This window comes from Streptomyces sp. NPDC002574 (assembly GCF_042889545.1).
Classification (GTDB): Bacteria; Actinomycetota; Actinomycetes; order Streptomycetales; family Streptomycetaceae; genus Actinacidiphila.
Map to the genome: position 1 here is coordinate 33118 of NZ_JBIARB010000007.1, position 19060 is coordinate 52177.

Sequence of the window (19060 nt, forward strand, 5' to 3'; positions counted from 1 at the left end):
CTCCGGGGCTTTCTGCGATGCGGTACCGGCGGTCCGGCGGTGCCGGCGACGTGCGGGGCCGGTTGCCGGCTCAGTCGCGGGGGGCGTTCTCCAGCGTCTTCGTCATGTCGACGAAGCCCTTGCTCACGGCGACCAACTGGCCCTTGACGACCTTCTGGTAGGTCACCTTGCCGTTGACCATGCGCGGCTGGTCGATGATCGAGGCGGCGTCCTGCTCACGCCATCCCAGCGGCGGGGTGAGCCCGCCGGTGGAGATCCCGTGCGCCTTGTCCAGCGCCTGCTTCACCGTGGCGGCGGTGACCGGCGCGTCGTTGCCCATCTCGTCGACGACCTCGGCGAAGGCCGTGTAGGCGATCCACGTGGTCTGCACGCCGGGGTCGTCGGGGTCGATGTCGTTGTTGCCGAACGCGTACTTGCTGATCGCCTCGCGCATCGTCGCCCAGCGCGCGTCGGAGGCCGGCGGGTACCAGCCGGTGACGTACGCGCCCTCCAGCGGGCTGCTCGCACCGCCGGTGCTGTCGAGCGTGGACTGCTGCACGCTGCCGAGCACGGAGGCGATCAGGGCCTTCGGCTCCTCGTCCTTGCCGGTCAGCGGGTTGTGGGTGGTGGTGCGGCGGAAGGCGTCGAAGAAGGTGGCCGTCTTGTCACCGAGGGCCGCGCTGACGCACTCGTCGGCCTGGTTGTCACCGACCGCCTGCCGGGCGATCTCGTTGTAGTCGGTGGAGTCCTCCTTGGCGCGCAGGTCCGTCGCCTTCGTGCGCCCGGCGTCCTGCAGGCCCGTGTCCAGGAAACGGGCGAACAGATCGCCGGCCGCCGTGTCGGGGCGGACCAGGCTCACCTTGTCGCACTTGCCGGCCAGCTGACGGCCGTTGCCGGCCATCAGCGTGGTCAGACCGCCGTTGATCGGGTACGACAGCGGGCTCTCGAACTCGTCCTGCGTGACGCCGTAGCCGCCGATGTAGGGGATGCCCTCGGCCTCCAGCGTGGAGGTGAACGCCGCGCCGTACTGGCTGTACGAACCGACGACGGCGACCGCGCCCTCGTCCGCGGCACGCTGCGCGCAATCCTGCGCGCCCAGCGAGGTGTTGTGCTCGTTGCAGTTGATGACCTTCAGCTCACGTCCGCCGATACCGCCCTTGGCGTTGACGTACTTGGCGAAGGTGCTCGCCATGGCCGGCATACCCGGCATGTTGGTCGCATTGGTTCCTTGTGGGGCCCACGTCATCACGACGACAGGTCCGGTCGAACCCCCAGTCCCCCCCGGGAGCACGCCGCAGCCGACCAGCAGAGCGACGCCGGCCGCCGCACTGACAAGGGGAACGGCCGTTCGCGAACGCCAATCACTCATGGAACGGGACGATTCCGCTCGTTCCACAACTCCAGGGTGAACGCAAGGGAACGCAGGCCAACGGGAGGGTGAAAATAATGTGCTCCTATCTGGAGCACGTACGATCGTGCACTGTGCAGAGTGCCGAGAAGTCTTCCCGCCGGCGTGTCCGCTCCTCCACGATGGGGGACATGCCGCTCAACGACATGCCGTGGTGGCGCTGGCGCGCCAATGTGCGCTCCGCGCTGCACATGATCAGCGACCCGGTCTTCCACCAGGAGACCTGGCTGGCCGGCCGGCCCGGCTTCGGGGACGTGACGGACGCCGTGTACCGCCTGGTCGAGGACACCTGGCTCGACAACTGGTCCGCCGAGAAGTACGTCGGAACGGTCTTCCGCGACTCACAGGAGGCGGCGCTCGTCGACGTCGCCGTGCTGCGGGTCCTGAAGATCCTGCACCAGGTGGGCGCCGACGCGCCGATCTCGGCCTACCTGGAGCACCACGCCTGGCCCGAGGCGGTCCGCGCGGCCCGCGAGGCGCACGTCCGCCTGGCGACCGCGGACGGCGAGGACCCGGACGCGCCGCCGCGTTCACTGGACGTCCTCAAGATCTACATGCGGACCGCCTGACGGATCTGCCCGGGGACCGGCCCGTGGACGTCTTGGATCAGCCGGCACCGCGTGTGCGAGGCTAGGCCCGTGAACGCCGTCGACGAGTCGCAGCAGCCGTCCGAGCAGTACATCCTCACGCTGTCCTGCCCCGACAAGCCGGGCATCGTGCACGCCGTGTCGAGCTACCTCTTCATGACCGGGTGCAACATCGAGGACAGCCAGCAGTTCGGTGACCGGGACACGGGACTGTTCTTCATGAGGGTGCACTTCACGTCGGACCACCCGGTCGGCGCGGACAAGCTGCGGGCCAGCTTCGCCGCCGTCGCGGACGCCTACGGCATGGACTGGCAGATCACGCCGTCCGGCGAGCGGATGCGGATCGTGCTGCTGGTCAGCAAGTACGGGCACTGCCTCAACGACCTGCTCTTCCGCACCAGTATCGGCGCGCTGCCGGTCGAGATCGCCGCCGTCGTGTCCAACCACACCGACTTCGCGGAGCTGGTCGGCTCCTACGGCATCCCCTTCCACCACATCCCGGTGACCAAGGAGTCCAAGGCCGAGGCCGAGGCCCAGCTGCTGGCGCTGGTGGAGAAGGAAGGCGTGGAGCTGGTCGTCCTCGCCCGCTACATGCAGGTCCTCTCGGACCACCTGTGCAAGGAGCTGTCCGGGCGGATCATCAACATCCACCACTCCTTCCTGCCGAGCTTCAAGGGCGCCCGCCCCTACCACCAGGCCCACGCCCGCGGCGTGAAGCTCATCGGCGCCACGGCGCACTACGTGACGGCGGACCTCGACGAGGGGCCGATCATCGAGCAGGAGGTCGAGCGGGTCGGTCACGACCTGACGCCCGATCAACTGGTCGCCGTCGGCCGGGACGTGGAGTGCCAGGCGCTGGCGCGAGCCGTGAAGTGGCACAGCGAGCACCGCGTACTGCTCAACGGCCACCGCACGGTCGTCTTCGCCTGACCCCTGCCGCGCGGCGTCAGCCCGCGCGGCACACCGGCGCCTCCGCGACGTCCGCGAGGAAGCCCTCGATCGCCGCGCACCAGGCCTCGGGCTGGTCCCAGGGGACCAGGTGCCCGGCGTCGGGGATCTCCGCGTACACGCCCCGGGGCAGGACGCGGACCATCTCCTGGGCCTCCGCGCGGCCGAGATCGCCGTCCAGGCCGCGCACCACCAGGGCGGGGCAGGAGACCTGGGCCAGTTCATCCCAGTGGGCGTCGTGGACCCAGGGCTCACGGGAGCGCAGCATGTGGCGCCGGTCGAACACCGGGCGCCAGCCGTCGCCCGTCCGCTCCATCACCTCGGCGAAGAACTCCCCGCGGGCCGGACGGCGGCCCTCCGTCCAGGGGTCCTCCTCGCCGAACCACCGGCGCACCGCGTCCAGGCTCGCGAAGGGCACCGGCCAGGCCCGGAACCAGTCCTCCCAGGAGCGCTGATCGGCCTCCCCGACGGCGGCCGCGCGCATGTCGCACAGCACCACGGCGTCCACCAGGGACGGCCGGCGGGCGGCGAGCTGCCACGCGGTGAGGGCGCCCATCGAATGCCCGATGACGACGGCCGGGCCGAGCCCCAGCTGCTCGATCGCGGCGGCGGCGTCGCCGACGTACGCCTCCCGCGAGTACGGCCCCTCGGGCTTGGGGCTGCCGCCGTGCCCGCGCTGGTCCAGCGCGACGACGCGGTGGCGGCCGACGAGCCGCCGGGCGGTCCCGGCCCACTGCGAGGCACGGCCCATCAGCCCGTGCAGCAGCAGTACGGCGGGGCCGGAGGCCGCTCCGGGCCCACCGGCGTGCTCCCACGCGGTGAGCGGAAGGCCGTCCGCTCCGGTGATTTCCCTACGCCTGGCCATGTGGCGCCCCCTGGTGCGTGACGTTCTCAGGACCCCAGGCTATCGAATCTCTGTTCGAGAAGCGCCTTCACACGCGCAACACCGCTCTTTCGAGTGACAGCGCTCAAGGATTGTCGGCGCGCGCCGAGGGGAGGACTTCAGCGGGACGCGGCCCGGCGGGGAAGACGGGCAGCGGGGAGCCACCCGGACAGCTCGGGGATCCGGGTGGCCTCCACGGGGACCAGGGGGAACCGGGGGGAACGGGGGGAGGACGGGATTCCGGCGCACGGGGAGGCGCCGGAGTCCCTTCCACCACGGCGGCCCACCGGAGCGCCGGAGCGCCCGAACGCCTACCGCTTGGCGACGAACACGTGCGAGGCGGTCTCGCTGCTCAGCTCCGCGGCCTCGCCGCCGCTGCCGACCAGCACACCGCCCGCCGAGGGGGTCACGGACACCACCGCGCCGGGCTGCACGCCGGCCCGCCGCAGCGTGTACATCAACTGCGCGTCGTTCTGGATGGGCTCGCCGATCCGCCGCACGACCACGCTCGCGCCGGAGAGCCCGCTCTCCAGCTCGCTCAGGCTGACCATGCCCTCGTCCAGGAACGGGTCCGCGCCGTCCTTGTCGCCCAGCTCCTCCAGGCCCGGGATCGGGTTCCCGTACGGCGACTCCGTCGGGTGCCGCAGCAGCTCCAGGACGCGCCGCTCGACGGCCTCGCTCATCACGTGCTCCCAGCGGCAGGCTTCCGCGTGCACGTGCTCCCACTCCAGGCCGATCACGTCGACCAGCAGGCACTCGGCGAGCCGGTGCTTGCGCATCACGCGGGTGGCGATGCGGCGGCCCTCCGAGGTCAGCTCCAGATGCCGGTCGCCGGCCACGTGCACCAGACCGTCGCGCTCCATGCGTGCGACGGTCTGGCTCACGGTCGGACCGCTCTGGTCCAGCCGCTCGGCGATTCGGGCGCGCATGGGGACCACGCCTTCCTCTTCCAGCTCCAGGATGGTGCGGAGATACATCTCCGTCGTGTCGATGAGTCCGGACATGCGTGCCCCTCGGTGGCTCGTGCGTGGCCCTGGCCTCAATTCTGACGCATCGGACCGACAACCGGTCCCCTGCGGTTGACAGGCGGACGCCGCGCGCACCACGGTTGCCGGCATGACCGATCTGGCCGCCACATATTTCGACGCCGCCATCGCACTCCTGCGGCGCGTGAGGGACGAGGAGTCCGAGGGAATCGAGGCGGCCGCCGGCGCCGTCGCGGACGCCGTGGCCGGCGGGGGGCGGGTCTTCGCCTTCGGGGCCGGCCACTCCTCGCTCGCCGCCCAGGACGTCGTCTACCGCGCCGGAGGGCTCGCGCTGGTCAACCTGCTCGCGGTGCCCGGCGCGGTCGGCGTGGACGTCGTCCCGGCCACGCTCGGCAGCGCCCTCGAACAGGTCGACGGCCTCGCCGGGGTCGTGCTGCGGACCTCGCCGCTGCGCGCGGGCGACGTGCTGGTGATCATCTCCCTGTCCGGCCGCAACGCCCTGCCCGTGGAGATGGCCCGGGACGCGCGGGCGATGGGGGTCAAGGTCATCGGCGTCACCTCGGTCGCGTACGCGAAGGAGACCCGGTCGCGGCACTCCAGCGGGACGTTCCTGAAGGACCACTGCGACATCGTCCTCGACAGCAAGATCGCCCTCGGCGACGCGGAGCTGTCCGACGAGGGCATCCCGGCACCCTTCGGGCCCGCCTCCACCGTGGTCACCAGCGCGCTGATGCAGGCGGTCGTCGCGACGGCGGCGCAGCGGCTCGCGGAGCGCGGGACCACCCCTCCGATGCTGCGCTCGGGCAACGTGGACGGCGGCCACGAGTGGAACGCCGCGGTCTTCGACGAGTACCGGGACCGGATCTTCTACCGTCACTGAGCGCACGTCCCCGTCCGGGCCCCGGGCCTACCGCTCCCGCGGCGCCAGGTCCAGGGCCGCGGCCACCCGCAGCGCCACGTCCTCCGCGAAGGCCGCGTCCACGCGGTCGAAGGGGCGCCGCCCCATGCCGCGCAGGAAGGTGAGCGTGCCCAGGGTGCGGCCGCGGCTGCGCAGCACGGCGCACAGCCCGTGCACCGTGCCGTCGGGCCAGCGGCGGGCGGCGGACCACGCGTCGATCTGGGCGCGGGAGGCGGGTTCCGACCCCGCGAGGGCGCCGAAGGAGGCGCGGACGGCCCCGGTGCGGGCCACCGCCTGGAGCGCGGGATGGCCCTCTCCGTAGCGCACGGGGATGCCACCGGCGACGGGCAGGCAGGGCCCGGAGCCGCCGGAGGGCGTGGCGGCGGCGCGCACCAGCCGCGTCCCGTCCGCGGTGAGCACGTCCAGCAGCGCGTTCTCGGCGAAGCCCGCGAGCGCGAAGTCCACGTAGCAGGTGGCCGCCTCCATCGGCTCCCGGCACTCGGCGACCGCCCGGGCCGCCCGCTGCAGCTGGTTGCTGCGGAAGCGCAGCACCGCCGCCTCCCGCTCGGCGACCTTGGCGTCGGTGATGTCGTGGAAGAGCCAGCCCACCCCCAGCGGCACCGGCTCCTCGCCGAGCGGCGAGCCGAGCCGCACGAAGCTGCTGCGCCAGCAGCAGCGGGTGCCGCCCTCCTCGCGCAGGCCGACCCACAGCTCGGACGGCACCGGAGGGGCGCCCTCCGCGAGCACGTGCTGCATCGCGGACTCCAGTTCCTCCACGCCCTGGTCGAGGAAGTCGCCGAGCGGCCGCCCCAGCAGCGCGTCCCGGCTGGTGTGCAGCACCCGGGCGGCGTACGCGTTGACGACGACGGGGCGCAGGTCCGCGTCGACCAGGACGACACCGGAGGAGGCGTCGTCGAACAGCGCCTCGCTCAGGGCGATCGAGCGCTCCAGGTCGATCTGGGCGTGCACCTCGGAGAACGCGCAGTAGACCCCGGCCGGGCGGCCGTCGGCGCCCTGCACGGCGGCGGACTGGGTGCGCACCAGCACCCGGCGGCCGTCCTTGGTCAGCAGGGCGAACTCGTGCACCTGCCGCCCGGCGGCGTCCATCACGGCGAGCAGCCGGGAGCGGACCTCCTCGGCGTCGGCCGTGCGCGCCGCCCAGCCGGCGAAGCCCTTGCGGCCGACGGCCTCCTCGGGCGTCCACCCCAGGATGCGCACGGCCTCGGTGTTCCAGTGCGTGATCACTCCGTCGCGGTCGAAGGCACAGAGTCCGGCCTCCATGCCGTCGAGGAGCGCGGCGAGCAGCTGCGGCGTCGCATCGAATGACTGCACGTCGGAACATTCAACCCGGATGTGACCCAGGACACAGCCAGTTCGCCGAAATCGGTGCGCACCGGCGGCGGGTGCATTAAAGGGGGACGGGGGACGCAAAAAAATGGGTTGTGGCGCGACGGACCGCTTCTTAAAGTGGCGGGCACACACGAAGGGAGGTGGTCCGGAGAATGAGTTCCCATCGGACGCGTGAGGTGGCTGCGGGCTAGCACCGCGCTCCTCGCCTGCGCGCGATGCGCGACGCGGGCCAATCCATCGCAGTCACCCGACCCGCGGGCTCGTCGGATTCGTCCGGCCGATGCCTGGACGGCCTCCGTCCAGGGAGCAGCCCGCGGGTCGCCTGCGTCTCCGGGCCCGGGCGGGGCCTACGGGGCCAGCCGCCGCACCGTCCAGTCGCCCTCAGCGCCGTCCGCCTCGTACAGCAGGCGGTCGTGGAGCCGGTTCTCCCGGCCCTGCCAGAACTCCACGGTCCGCGCGATCACCCGGAAGCCGCCCCAGTGCGGCGGCACCGGCACCTCCGCCTCCTCGGGCCAGCGCTCGGCCAGCTCCGCGTACCGGCGCTCCAGTTCCTCCCGCGAACCGACCACCGAGGACTGCTCGCTGGCCCAGGCCCCGATCCGGGAACCGTGCGGCCGGGTGCGGAAGTACGCCCCGGTCTCCTCCCGGGTCACCCGCTCCACCCGGCCGCCGACGATGACCTGCCGGGCGATCGGGTGCCAGGGGAAGAGGAGCGAGGCGTACGGCCGCTCGCCGAGCTCGCGGCCCTTCCTGGACCGATAGTTGGTGAAGAAGACGAAGCCGCGGTGGTCGTAGCTCTTCAGCAGGACGGTCCGGGAACTCGGCCGCCCTTCGGCGTCCGCGGTGGAGACGACCATGGCGTTGGGCTCGTCGATGCCGCCGTTCACGGCGTCGGCGAACCAGCGCGCGAACTGCGTGTACGGGTCGGCGGCCAGCTCGGTCTCGGCCAGTCCGCGGGCGCGGTACTGCTTGCGCATGGCGGCGGGATCGTGGTGGAGGTGCTGCACCCGCACATCTTGCAGTACGACGCCCGCCCCCGCGGCACGGTGTGCCGCAAACTATGTGCCCCACCTCACGCTTCACGCCGTCAGTGGGAGGGGACAGACTTACAGGCCGGGTATCCGCCAGCTCTCAGCGCCGGTGGACACCCGGAGATATCGTTCGGGCACCCCGTGCCACCCCGTGCCACAAGCACCGCGCACGCCGATCGTCGACCGCATCAAGAGGAGCCGCCTGATGTCCGACTTCGTACCCGGACTCGAGGGAGTCGTCGCCTTCGAAACGGAGATCGCCGAACCCGACAAGGAAGGCGGCGCTCTCCGCTACCGAGGCGTGGACATCGAGGACCTCGTGGGCCACGTCTCCTTCGGAAACGTGTGGGGCCTGCTGGTCGACGGCGCCTTCAACCCCGGACTGCCGCCGGCCGAGCCCTTCCCGATCCCCGTGCACTCCGGTGACATCCGCGTCGACGTGCAGTCGGCGCTGGCGATGCTGGCGCCGGTCTGGGGCCTGAAGCCGCTGCTGGACATCGACGCCGAGCAGGCGCGCGAGGACCTGGCGCGGGCCGCGGTCATGGCGCTGTCCTACGTGGCGCAGTCCGCGCGCGGCCAGGGGCTGCCGATGGTGCCGCAGAGCGAGATCGACAAGGCGGAGACGGTCGTCGAGCGCTTCATGATCCGCTGGCGCGGCGAGCCCGACCCCAAGCACGTCAAGGCCGTCGACGCCTACTGGACGTCCGCCGCCGAGCACGGCATGAACGCCTCCACCTTCACCGCCCGGGTCATCGCCTCGACCGGCGCCGACGTGGCCGCCGCCCTGTCGGGCGCGGTGGGCGCGATGTCCGGCCCGCTGCACGGCGGCGCGCCCTCGCGGGTGCTGGGCATGATCGAGGAGATCGAGCGCACCGGCGACGCGACGGCGTACGTCAAGCAGGCCCTCGACAAGGGCGAGCGACTGATGGGCTTCGGCCACCGCGTCTACCGGGCCGAGGACCCCCGTGCGCGGGTGCTGCGGCGCACCGCCCGGGAGCTGGGCGCGCCCCGCTTCGAGATCGCCGAGGCGCTGGAGAAGGCCGCGCTGGAGGAGCTGCACGCGCGGCGCCCCGACCGCGTGCTGGCGACGAACGTGGAGTTCTGGGCGGCGATCATGCTCGACTTCGCCGAGGTCCCGGCGCACATGTTCACGTCGATGTTCAGCTGCGCCCGCACCGCCGGCTGGTCGGCGCACATCCTGGAGCAGAAGCGCACCGGGCGTCTGGTGCGCCCGTCGGCCCGCTACGTGGGCCCTGGCGCCCGCGACCCGCGCGACGTCGAGGGTTACGGCGACATCGCGGACTAGCCCGCATGGCGGCACCCTGGGGAGCATGAGGCTGTTCGTGGCGGTCGTGCCCCCCAGGGCGGCGCTGGCGGAGCTCGGTGACGCGGTCGACGCGCTGCGCGCCCTGCCGGACGCCGACGGGCTGAGGTGGACGGAACGGGCCGGGTGGCACGTGACGCTGGCGTTCCTCGGCGAGGTCGGCGAGGAGCTGCTCCCCGGGCTCGTCGAGCGCCTGGACCGGGCGGCCCGGCGCCATCGGCCGTACCGCGCCGGCCTGGCCGGGGGTGGCCGCTTCGGGGACCGCACCCTGTGGGCGGGGCTGGACGAGACGGGGCCGGACGGGCAGAACGCCCGGGACGGCCGGAGCACAGCACACCTGGCGGAGGCCGCCCAGGCGGCCGCGCGGCGGGCCGGCGTCCACTACGAGGACGAGCACGGCCGCTTCCACGCCCATCTGACCCTCGCCCGCCAGCGCGGCCACCGCGGCCGGGTGGGCCTGCGGCCCTTCACCGACGCGCTCGGCGCCTTCCGGGGCACCGTGTGGACGGCCGACGCCATCGCTCTCGTGCGGAGCCATCCGCCCGCACCTGGGGTGCCGGGCGCCCAGCCCCGCTACGAGCGACTGCGGACCTGCCCGCTGGGGCACTGAACCGCTGGGGTTAACCTCGGTGTGTGAACCCGAAGACCCGAACCCGAGTGATGACCGCCGCCCTCGCCCTGCTGGTGGTCGTGGTGGTCGTGAGCGCGCTGGTCCGCTGACGACGGGTACCGCCCGGGCCGGGCCCGGTGCGGATCAGGTCTCGGCGTAGACGTTCGCGACGAACTCGGCGATCTGCTCGTCGGTGAGGTGACGGGCCAGGTCGGCCTCGGTGATCATCCCGATGAGCTTCTTGTTCTCGACGACCGGCAGCCGCTTGATGCGGTGGGTCTCCATCTCGCTCAGCACGTCGTTGACGTCCGCCTCGGCGTCGATCCATCGCGGGGTGCCCTCGCAGAGGTCCCCACAGGTGACCTTCGACGGATCACGGCCGGCCGCCACGCACTTCACGACGATGTCGCGGTCCGTGATGATGCCCATCATCCGGTCGTCCGATCCGTGGACGGGGAGCGCACCGACGTGGAGTTCGCGCATGAGCTGCGCGGCCCGGTCGAGGCTCTCGGTCGCCGGGATCGCACGGGCGCCTGGATGCATGATCTGTTTGGCTGTCGTCATACCCTCATCGTGCGCCCGACCGGGTGAATCTGCGACCGGACCGGGCGGCTGCGCCGGACGGGGCGGCCCCGGCACGGACAGCGTCCGCACCGGGGCCGCCCGCGCCGCGGGCCTGGCTCACCAGGCGAAGGCCTCCGGGGACGGACCGGTGCCGGGGAAGACACCGTCCAGGTCCGTCAACAGGTCCTCCGACAGCTCCAGTTCGACCGCGCGCAGAGCGGAGTCGAGCTGCTCGCGGGTGCGCGGGCCGACGATCGGTCCGGTCACGCCGGGCCGGGTCAGCAGCCAGGCCAGGGCGACGTCGCCGGGCTGCAGGCCCGCCTTGTCGACCAGGTCCTCGTACGACTGCACCTGGGCGCGCACCGCGCCGTCCTTCAGCGAGTCGGCGGCGCGCCCGGAGGTCGAGCGGGAGCCGCCGCCCTCGCGCTCCTTGCGCAGGGCGCCGCCCAGCAGGCCGCCGTTGAGCGGCGACCAGGGGATGACGCCCAGGCCGTAGGCCTGGGCCGCCGGGATGACCTCCATCTCGGCGCGCCGCTCGGCCAGGTTGTACAGGCACTGCTCGCTGACCAGGCCGAGCGAACCGCGGCGCGCGGCAGCCTCGTTGGCGCGGGTGATGTGCCAGCCGGCGAAGTTCGACGACCCGGCGTAGAGCACCTTGCCCTGCTGCACGAGGACGTCGACGGCCTGCCAGATCTCCTCCCACGGCGTCGCACGGTCGACGTGGTGGAACTGGTAGACGTCGATGTGGTCGGTGCCCAGCCGCTTCAGGCTCGCCTCGCACGCGCGGCGGATGTTGAGCGCGGAGAGCTTGTCGTCGTTGGGCCAGGGCGTGCCGTCGGCGCCCATGTTGCCGTACACCTTGGTCGCGAGGACCGTCTTCTCACGGCGGCCGCCGCCCTTGGCGAACCAGGTGCCGATGATCTCCTCGGTGCGGCCCTTGTTCTCGCCCCAGCCGTAGACGTTGGCGGTGTCGAAGAAGTTGACGCCGGCGTCCAGTGCGGCGTCCATGATCGCGTGGCTGTCGGCCTCGTCCGTCTGCGGGCCGAAGTTCATCGTTCCCAGTACGAGCCGGCTGACCTTGAGTCCGGTGCGTCCGAGCTGTGTGTACTCCATGGGGCACAAGCCAAGCTCTTCGAGTGCGCTCGAATCAAGCGCCGTTCCCCGAGGCCGCAGAGGCCGCCCCGGCGGCCCGGTAGGGCGCCCCGGTGCCCCACGCCTGGTGCATCGCGTCGGCGAAGGCGGCGGCGAGCAGGTGCTCGCCCGCGGCGTTGGGGTGGGTGCCGTCGTAGGTGTGCCGGGCGAGGTCCCAGCCGGCCGGGCGGGAGGCCAGCAGCAGCGGCGACGCCGGCGTGGCCAGATCGGCGACGGCCTTGACGGTGCGGGTGTTGAACTCCTCGCAGTGCGCGGCGAATCCGGGGTCCTGCGCGCACCGGGTGTTGGGGATGACCGGCAACAGCACTGCGGCGACACGGGGGTTGGCGGCCCGCGCCCGCTCGACGAACAGCCGAAGGTTGTCCTCGGTCTGCGCGGGGTCGGTGTAGAAGCCGAGGTCTATCAGCCCGAGGGAGACCAGCAGCACGTCCGCCCGGTGCTCGCGCACCGCGTCCTCGATCAGCGGCGCCATGTGCAGCCAGCCCTCGCCCCAGCCGGCCAGGTGGCGGCGCGCCTCCTGCGGGAAGGCGGGGTCGCCGTAGGCGTGGGAGACCGCGGCGTCGGCCGCCGTGTCGTACAGCGCGGTGCGCGGGCCGACGATCGCGAAGGGCTCGCCGAGCGCGCTCAGGTGCCGCCACATGCGGTAGCGCCACGTGAGGTCGCCGGTGCTGCCGATGGTCATGGAGTCGCCGACGAACATCCACGAGGTGAGCGGGGTGCGGGAGGTGAGGGGAGCGCGGGACCGTCGGGACATGACGAGATGATAGACACTCCCGCCCGGGCCGGAAGTGGCCCATCTCCCCGCGGCCGAAGCGGCCCTGCCGAGGGGGCCGTTCCCCTTCCAGGGTCGGGGCCGTGACGAACTCCGTGGACTTCTGGTTCGACCCCGTCTGCCCCTTCGCCCGGATCACCTCGCGCTGGATCCTGGAGGTCGAGCGGCAGCGCGACCTCGACCTGCGTTTCCACGTGATGAGCCTGTCCGTGCTCAACGAGGGCCACGAGCGGCTGCTGAGCACCGGCTGGGGCCCCGTGCGGGTGTGCGTCGCCGCGGCGCGGGAGCACGGCGGGGAGGTGCTGCGCGGCCTGTACACGGCGCTGGGGACCCGGCTGCACGTCCAGGACCGACCGGTCTCGGACGCTCTGCTGCGCGAGGCGCCGGCCGGGGCGGGGCTGCCGCGGACGCTCGCGGAGGCCGCGGACAGCACCGCGTACGACGAGGAACTGCGCAAGAGCCACCACGAGGGCATGGACCCGGTCGGCGAGGAGGTGGGCACCCCCACGATCCACATCGACGGGGTCGCCTTCTTCGGGCCGGTGCTGACCCCCGTACCGCGCGGCGAGGAGGCCCTGCGGGTCTTCGACGGGGTGCGGCTGCCGGCCGGGTACCCCGCCTTCTTCGAACTCAAGCGCGGCCGGACCCGCGCTCTCGACTTCGGCTGAGCCTCTCACCTGGCAGGCTGGGCGCATGCGCATGCGTCCTCTGCTCGCCGCGGCCGCGGCGACCGCACTCGTCTCGGTCCCGCTCCTCGGTGTTCCCGGCCTCGCCGGCACCGCGGCCGCCGACGACGGCGAGTCCCTGGCCTTCACCATGACGGACCCGCGGATCACCGAGTCGAGCGGCCTGGCCGCCAGCCGGCTCCACAAGGGCGTCTACTGGACGCACAACGACAGCGACGACGGCCCGTACGTCTACGCCGTGGACTCCGCGACCGGGAAGACCGTCGCCACCGTGACCCTGCGCGGCATCGGCAGACCGCGCGACGTCGAGGCGATCTCCATCGGCCCGGACGGCGACATCTACGTCGGCGACATCGGCGACAACCTCGGCGGCACCTGGCCGTACGTGTGGATCTACCGCTTCCCGGAGCCCAAGCACCTGGCCGACCAGACCGTGCGGGCCACCCAGTACGTCGTGAAGTACGACGCCGGGCCGCGGAACGCGGAGGCGATGATGGTCGACCCGCGCACCGGCCGGATCTGGATCGCCAGCAAGAACGAGGACGGCGGCGCGCTCTACGAGGGCCCGGCGCGGATGAGCGCCTCCGGCACGAACATCTTCCGGCGCACCACCGACATCCCGCTGTGGATCACCGACGGCGCCTTCTCCCCCGACGGCAGCCGCCTGGTGCTGCGCGGCTACTTCGGCGCCCTGATGTACCGCTGGGCGGACGGCGTCCCGCACGAGATCGGCCAGATGCACGTACCGCTGCAGCGGCAGGGCGAGTCCGTGACCTTCACCACCGACGGGCGCGCCCTGATGTACGGCAGCGAGGGCCAGGACAGCGAGGTCTACCGGGTCCCTCTGACCGGGGACGAGCGTCCCGACGACGTCCGCGGGGCCGGTGCCTCGCCGTCCGGTTCGTCGTCCGCCACGGGCGGCGGGGCGCAGGCACCCGGCGACGGCGGCGGGCAGCGGTCGATGGGGCAGTTCACGATCGGCGCCCTGACCATCGCCGCGCTGGCCGCGGTCGTCGTGGCGGCCCGCCGGCTGCTGCGCCGGGGCGGCCGCTCGGCCTGAGCGCGCGGAAGCCGGTGGGCGCCCGCGCCCACCGGCTTCGCGTACGGCTGGGGTCAGAGCCGCTCGGCGACGTAGTCGACGCAGGCGGTCAGCGCCTCCACGTCGGCCGGGTCGACGGCCGGGAACATCGCGACGCGCAGCTGGTTGCGGCCGAGCTTGCGGTACGGCTCGGTGTCCACGACGCCGTTGGCGCGCAGCACCTTGGCGATGGCGGCGGCGTCGATGGCGTCGGCGAAGTCGATCGTGCCGACGACCTGGGAGCGCTTGGCCGGGTCGGTGACGAACGGCGTGGCGTGCTCGGACTTCTCGGCCCAGGTGTACAGGCGCGAGGAGGAGTCGGCGGTGCGGGAGACGGCCCACTCCAGACCGCCCTGGCCGTTGATCCACTCCAGCTGCTCGTTCAGGAGGAAGAGGGTCGCCAGCGCGGGGGTGTTGTACGTCTGGTTCTTCTTCGAGTTGTCGATCGCGGTCGGCAGGTCGAAGAACGCCGGGATGTGGCGGCCGGAGGCGGCGATCCGCTCCACGCGCTCCAGCGCGGCCGGGGAGAACAGCGCGAGCCACAGGCCGCCGTCGGCGGCGAAGGACTTCTGCGGGGCGAAGTAGTAGACGTCGGTCTCGGTGGCGTCCACCGGCAGGCCGCCCGCGCCGGAGGTGGCGTCCACCAGGACCAGCGCGCCGTCGTCGGCGCCCGCGACGCGCCGCAGCGGCATCGCGACACCGGTGGAGGTCTCGTTGTGGGTGAGGGCGTAGACGTCCACTCCGGCCTCGGCGACCGCGTCCGGGTGGGAGCCCGGGTCGGTGGCGATCACGGTCGGCTTGTCCAGCCAGGGCGCGAGCTCGGCGGCCTTGGCGAACTTCGAGGAGAACTCGCCGAAGCTCAGGTGCTGGGACTTGCGCTCGATCAGGCCGTGGGTGGCGACGTCCCAGAACGCGGTGGAACCGCCGTTGCCGAGCACCACCTCGTAGCCCTCGGGGAGGGAGAACAACTGCCTGATGCCGTCGCGCACCTGGCCGACCAGGTTCTTCACCGGCGCCTGCCGGTGAGAGGTGCCCAGCAGCGAGGTGCCGGTCGCGGCCAGCGCGTCGAGCGCCTCCGGCCGCACCTTGGAGGGGCCCGAACCGAAACGTCCGTCGGCGGGCTTGATGTCAGCGGGGATCTGGATCTCGGCCACGTTCGCAGCGTAGTGCGTTACGAGGCGGTTTCGGGGAGTAGTCCACGCGGTGAGACATGAGCCGGGGTGGGGCAGGCTGGGGACATGACGGAGGATCTGCGCCGGGCGCTGGAACGGGACGTGCGGGGCGAGGTCGCGTTCGACGCCCAGAGCAGGGCGCTGACCACGATGGACGCGTCCAACTACCGGCGCGTCCCGGTGGCCGTGGTGGCGCCGCGCGACGCCGAGGACGTGGCGGCGGCGCTCGCGGTGTGCCGCGAGCACGGCGTGCCGGTGGTGCCGCGCGGCGGCGGCACGTCGATCGCGGGGCAGGCGACGGGCACCGGGGTGGTCCTGGACTTCACCCGGCACATGCACCGGATCGTGTCCCTGGACCCGCACGCGTTGACGGCCCGGGTCCAGCCCGGCGTCGTCCTGGACGACCTGCGGCGGGCGGCGGCCGGCCACGGGCTGACCTTCGGCCCCGACCCGTCCACGCACAGCCGCTGCACCCTCGGCGGCATGATCGGCAACAACGCCTGCGGCGCGCACTCGGTGGCCTGGGGCACCACGGCGGACAACGTGCGCGGGCTGGAGGCGCTCACCTACGGCGGCGACGCGCTGCGCACCCGCGACCCGCTCCGGGCGGACGTGCGGGCCTTCACCGACGCCCATCTGGCGCTGCTGCGCACCGGCTACCCGCAGGACCTGCCCCGCCGCATCTCCGGCTACGCCCTGGACGCGCTGCTCCCCGAGCGGGGCCGCGACCTGGCCCGCGCCCTGACCGGCAGCGAGGGCACGCTCGCGGTGGTCACCGAGGCGGAGGTGCGCCTGGTATCCGCGCCGCCGGTGCGGGTGCTGGTCGTCCTGGGTTACCCGGACGAGGGCGCCGCCGCCGACGCGGCGCCCGGCCTCCTGCCGTACGGGCCGCTCACGGTCGAGGGGATGGCCGCCGACCTGGTGGACAGCGCCACCAGGAGCCGGGCGGAGCTGCTGCCCGCGGGCGCGGCCTGGCTGTTCGTGGAGATGCCGGGCGTCGGGGAGGCGCAGGCGCTGTGCCGGCTGGCGGGCGCCGACGGCGCGGCCGGTTCCGTCGTGGTCACCGATCCCGCCGCGCAGCGCGCCCTGTGGGGACTGCGGGAGGACGCGGCCGGCACCGCCACCCGCATCCGGTCCGCGTCGGGGGCGAGCACCGAGGCGTGGCCCGGCTGGGAGGACTGCGCCGTCCCGCCCGCCCGGCTGGGTGCCTATCTGCGCGACTTCCGCGCCCTGCTGGCCGGGCACGGGCTGCGCGGCGCCCCGTACGGGCACTTCGGCGACGGCTGCATCCACGTACGCATCGACTTCGACCTGGTGCGGGACGCGGGCGTGGCCCGGTTCCGCCGCTTCTCGCAGGACGTGGCGGGCCTCGTGGTGGCGCACGGCGGCTCGCTGTCCGGGGAGCACGGCGACGGCAAGGCGCGCGCGGAGCTGCTGCCGCTCATGTACGGGCCCGAACTGGTCGGCCTGTTCGGCCGGTTCAAGGACCTGCTCGACCCGGAGGGCGGACTCAACCCCGGCATGCTGGTGCGGCCCGAACCACTGGACACCGGCCTGCGCTTCGCCGTGCTGCCCAAGGAGCCCGTCGAGGTGGCCTTCGGATACCCGGACGACGGCGGGGACTTCGGGGCGGCCGTGCGCCGCTGCGTCGGCGTCGCCAAGTGCCGCGACGCCGCGCCGCGGGACGCGGGGGTGATGTGCCCCTCGTTCCGCGCGACGGGCGAGGAGCGCCACTCCACGCGCGGCCGGGCCCGGCTGCTGCACGAGATGCTGGCGGGCGAGGTCGTCACGGACGGCTGGCGCTCGACGGAGGTCCTGGACGCGCTGGACCTGTGCCTGTCCTGCAAGGGCTGCCGCAGCGACTGCCCGGTGGGCGTCGACATGGCCACGTACAAGGCCGAGTTCCTGCACCACCACTACCGGGGGCGGCCGCGGCCCGCCGCGCACTACGCGATGGGCCGGCTGCCGGTGTGGCTGCGCGCGGCGGGCCCCTTCGCGGGCGGGCTCAACGCGCTCGCCCGGATCCGCCCGGCCGCGGCACTGGCCCGGCGGGCGGCGGGCATCGCGCCGGAACGGGCGCTGCCACGGCTGGCGGAGGAGTCCTTCACGCGCTGGTGGCGGCGGACGCGCGGACGGCCGGGCACCCCGGCCCCGGGCGACCTCGTCCTGTGGCCCGACACCTTCACCGACCGCCTGTCCCCGGGGACCGGCCGGGCCGCGGTGCGGGTACTGGAGGCCGCGGGGCTGCGGCCGGTCCTCCCGCCGCGGGCCGTCTGCTGCGGTCTGACCTGGGTCTCCACCGGCCAGCTCGACCAGGCCCGCACCGTCATGCGGCGCACGGTGGACCGGATGCGGCCGGTCCTCGACGCCGGACTGCCGGTGGTCGTCCTGGAGCCCAGCTGCGCGGCCGCGCTCCGCACCGACCTGCCGGAACTCCTGGGCACCGACGACGCCCGCGCGCTGGCCTCCTCCGTGCGCACCTTCGCCGAGACCCTGGAGGAGTTCGCCCCCGGCTGGACCCCGCCCCGGCTCGGCGCGCCCGTCGCCGGTCAGACGCACTGCCACCAGCACGCCGTGCTCGGCGACGCCCCCGACCGCCGGCTGCGCGCCCGCGCCGGACTGACCGGCGAACTCTCCGCCGGCTGCTGTGGTCTCGCGGGCAACTTCGGCTTCGAACGCGGCCACTACGACATCTCCGTCGCCTGCGCCGAGGAGCAGCTCCTCCCCGCCCTGCGCGCCGCCCGCCCCGGCACCGCCGTCCTCGCCGACGGCTTCTCCTGCCGCACCCAGATCGACCAGCTCGCGGGCGTACGCGCCCGGCACCTCGCGGAGGTCCTGGCCGACGGGCTGTGACCGTGCGACCGTCGCGCGGCGGCGGGCACTCCGCGGCTCAGAACCGCGTGGTGTCGAGTTCGTCGGGCTCGGTGCGATCTGCCGATCCCGGCGGAGCGCCGGTACCAGTTCACCGGCACCACCCTGTCCGGCACCTCTCCACCCTGTGGAATTGGATGTAGTCATGACAACCAGCAGTTGGGTACGGCTCTACGGGAATCCGACGCGGCCCGTGGCGCGTGCCTTCGTACTGGTTCGGCTGGTGATGCCACTCGCGATCCTCGCGGGCGGCATCGTCCGCTCCGGCGGTGCGGTGAGCGTCGTCCTGGGCGTGCTCCTGCTCCCGCCGGCCGGGTACGGCCTCCTCCGCCTCGGTCGCTTCATGTGGCGGCTCACGTCCTCCGGGGTGTTCGTCTCGGGGGAGGGCGTGCGGGTGCTCGGCACCCGCGAGGTGGTCGTGCCCTGGTCGCGGATCGCCGGCTTCGAGAGCCGTCCGCGCGCCGATGTGATGAGTTCGGCGTGGACGGGCGTCGAGGTGCTGTGGATCGTCTGCACCGACGGCAGCGCGGTGCCCACGCGGCTCTCCCGAGGCGTTCCGGCCGCCGTGAGCCGGCGGCGCACCTACGAGCGGGCCGTGGACACCCTGGACCGGATGCGCGGCGAACACAACGGCAGCTGAGCGTGCCCGCGGCCCTTTCGGCCTGCCGTGCGGCTCCGGCCCTGAGGAGGCCGACCGCGGCCGGGTGGTGAGCGGCACCGTCGCCGTCGGCCCCGCGGCCCTGGGATCCGCCGGCCCGGAC

The 19060-nt window shown here is 73.2% G+C and carries 18 protein-coding genes; 9 read left to right on the forward strand and 9 right to left on the reverse strand.

All coding sequences use genetic code 11. The features are described from left to right. Positions 1-70 precede the first annotated feature (70 nt). The gene (locus ACFYXS_RS17615) at positions 71-1348 is read right to left on the reverse strand and encodes an ABC transporter substrate-binding protein (protein ID WP_389248960.1); all 1278 of its coding nucleotides are present in this window, start codon (positions 1346-1348) and stop codon (positions 71-73) included. Positions 1349-1509: 161 nt separating this feature from the next. Between ACFYXS_RS17615 and ACFYXS_RS17620 the strand changes: the two genes are divergently transcribed. Together ACFYXS_RS17620 and purU are read left to right on the forward strand one after the other, a co-directional pair. Continuing rightward, a complete protein-coding gene (locus tag ACFYXS_RS17620) occupies positions 1510-1956 on the forward strand; it encodes a hypothetical protein (RefSeq protein WP_389249845.1) in 447 nt (148 codons plus the stop codon). A gap of 69 nt (positions 1957-2025) precedes the next feature. Then, positions 2026-2904 (forward strand): formyltetrahydrofolate deformylase, encoded by an 879-nt coding sequence (purU, locus tag ACFYXS_RS17625; protein WP_389248962.1) that lies wholly within the window; start codon positions 2026-2028, stop codon positions 2902-2904. Between the two features lie 16 nt (positions 2905-2920). Here the strand turns inward: purU and ACFYXS_RS17630 are convergent, their stop codons facing one another. Further along, entirely contained in the window at positions 2921-3787 is an 867-nt protein-coding gene (locus ACFYXS_RS17630; RefSeq protein WP_389248964.1) for an alpha/beta fold hydrolase, read from the reverse strand. 329 nt (positions 3788-4116) lie between these two features. Then, entirely contained in the window at positions 4117-4809 is a 693-nt protein-coding gene (locus tag ACFYXS_RS17635) for a metal-dependent transcriptional regulator (protein WP_389248966.1), read from the reverse strand. A gap of 112 nt (positions 4810-4921) precedes the next feature. On the opposite strand from ACFYXS_RS17635, the gene ACFYXS_RS17640 reads away from it, so the two are divergent. Next, entirely contained in the window at positions 4922-5671 is a 750-nt protein-coding gene (locus tag ACFYXS_RS17640; RefSeq protein ID WP_389248968.1) for an SIS domain-containing protein, read from the forward strand. Positions 5672-5698: 27 nt separating this feature from the next. Here the strand turns inward: ACFYXS_RS17640 and ACFYXS_RS17645 are convergent, their stop codons facing one another. Continuing rightward, positions 5699-7021, reverse strand: coding sequence for a PAS domain-containing protein (locus ACFYXS_RS17645; RefSeq protein ID WP_389248970.1), 1323 nt, complete (start codon positions 7019-7021; stop codon positions 5699-5701). Positions 7022-7386: 365 nt separating this feature from the next. After that, complete coding sequence (gene pdxH, locus ACFYXS_RS17650) at positions 7387-8016, reverse strand: pyridoxamine 5'-phosphate oxidase (protein ID WP_389249847.1); 630 nt, start codon at positions 8014-8016, stop codon at positions 7387-7389. A gap of 259 nt (positions 8017-8275) precedes the next feature. Here pdxH and ACFYXS_RS17655 point away from each other — a divergent pair, with 259 nt between their 5' ends. Continuing rightward, on the forward strand, positions 8276-9376 hold the full coding sequence (locus tag ACFYXS_RS17655; protein WP_389248972.1) for a citrate synthase 2: 1101 nt from the start codon (positions 8276-8278) through the stop codon (positions 9374-9376). Between the two features lie 25 nt (positions 9377-9401). Beyond that, complete coding sequence (gene thpR / locus ACFYXS_RS17660; protein WP_389248975.1) at positions 9402-10004, forward strand: RNA 2',3'-cyclic phosphodiesterase; 603 nt, start codon at positions 9402-9404, stop codon at positions 10002-10004. Between the two features lie 144 nt (positions 10005-10148). On the opposite strand, the gene ACFYXS_RS17665 is transcribed toward thpR, so the two are convergent. From ACFYXS_RS17665 to ACFYXS_RS17675, 3 genes are all read right to left on the reverse strand, one after another. Beyond that, positions 10149-10568 (reverse strand): CBS domain-containing protein, encoded by a 420-nt coding sequence (locus ACFYXS_RS17665; RefSeq protein ID WP_319662990.1) that lies wholly within the window; start codon positions 10566-10568, stop codon positions 10149-10151. Positions 10569-10685: 117 nt separating this feature from the next. After that, a complete protein-coding gene (locus tag ACFYXS_RS17670) occupies positions 10686-11681 on the reverse strand; it encodes an aldo/keto reductase (RefSeq protein WP_389248978.1) in 996 nt (331 codons plus the stop codon). Positions 11682-11715: 34 nt separating this feature from the next. Then, complete coding sequence (locus ACFYXS_RS17675; protein ID WP_389249849.1) at positions 11716-12420, reverse strand: GDSL-type esterase/lipase family protein; 705 nt, start codon at positions 12418-12420, stop codon at positions 11716-11718. A gap of 155 nt (positions 12421-12575) precedes the next feature. Here ACFYXS_RS17675 and ACFYXS_RS17680 point away from each other — a divergent pair, with 155 nt between their 5' ends. Both ACFYXS_RS17680 and ACFYXS_RS17685 read left to right on the forward strand, forming a co-directional pair. Beyond that, on the forward strand, positions 12576-13160 hold the full coding sequence (locus ACFYXS_RS17680; protein WP_389248980.1) for a disulfide bond formation protein DsbA: 585 nt from the start codon (positions 12576-12578) through the stop codon (positions 13158-13160). 31 nt (positions 13161-13191) lie between these two features. Further along, on the forward strand, positions 13192-14238 hold the full coding sequence (locus ACFYXS_RS17685; RefSeq protein WP_389249851.1) for a hypothetical protein: 1047 nt from the start codon (positions 13192-13194) through the stop codon (positions 14236-14238). Between the two features lie 53 nt (positions 14239-14291). Here ACFYXS_RS17685 and serC read toward each other — a convergent pair whose 3' ends face one another. Further along, positions 14292-15410, reverse strand: coding sequence for a phosphoserine transaminase (gene serC, locus ACFYXS_RS17690; RefSeq protein WP_389248982.1), 1119 nt, complete (start codon positions 15408-15410; stop codon positions 14292-14294). Between the two features lie 84 nt (positions 15411-15494). Between serC and ACFYXS_RS17695 the strand changes: the two genes are divergently transcribed. After that, positions 15495-18281: an FAD-binding and (Fe-S)-binding domain-containing protein gene (locus ACFYXS_RS17695; RefSeq protein ID WP_389248984.1), complete on the forward strand. Its 2787-nt coding sequence runs from the start codon at positions 15495-15497 to the stop codon at positions 18279-18281. Between the two features lie 163 nt (positions 18282-18444). Continuing rightward, the gene (locus ACFYXS_RS17700) at positions 18445-18939 is read left to right on the forward strand and encodes a hypothetical protein (RefSeq protein WP_389248986.1); all 495 of its coding nucleotides are present in this window, start codon (positions 18445-18447) and stop codon (positions 18937-18939) included. The last annotated feature ends 121 nt before the right edge of the window (positions 18940-19060 follow it).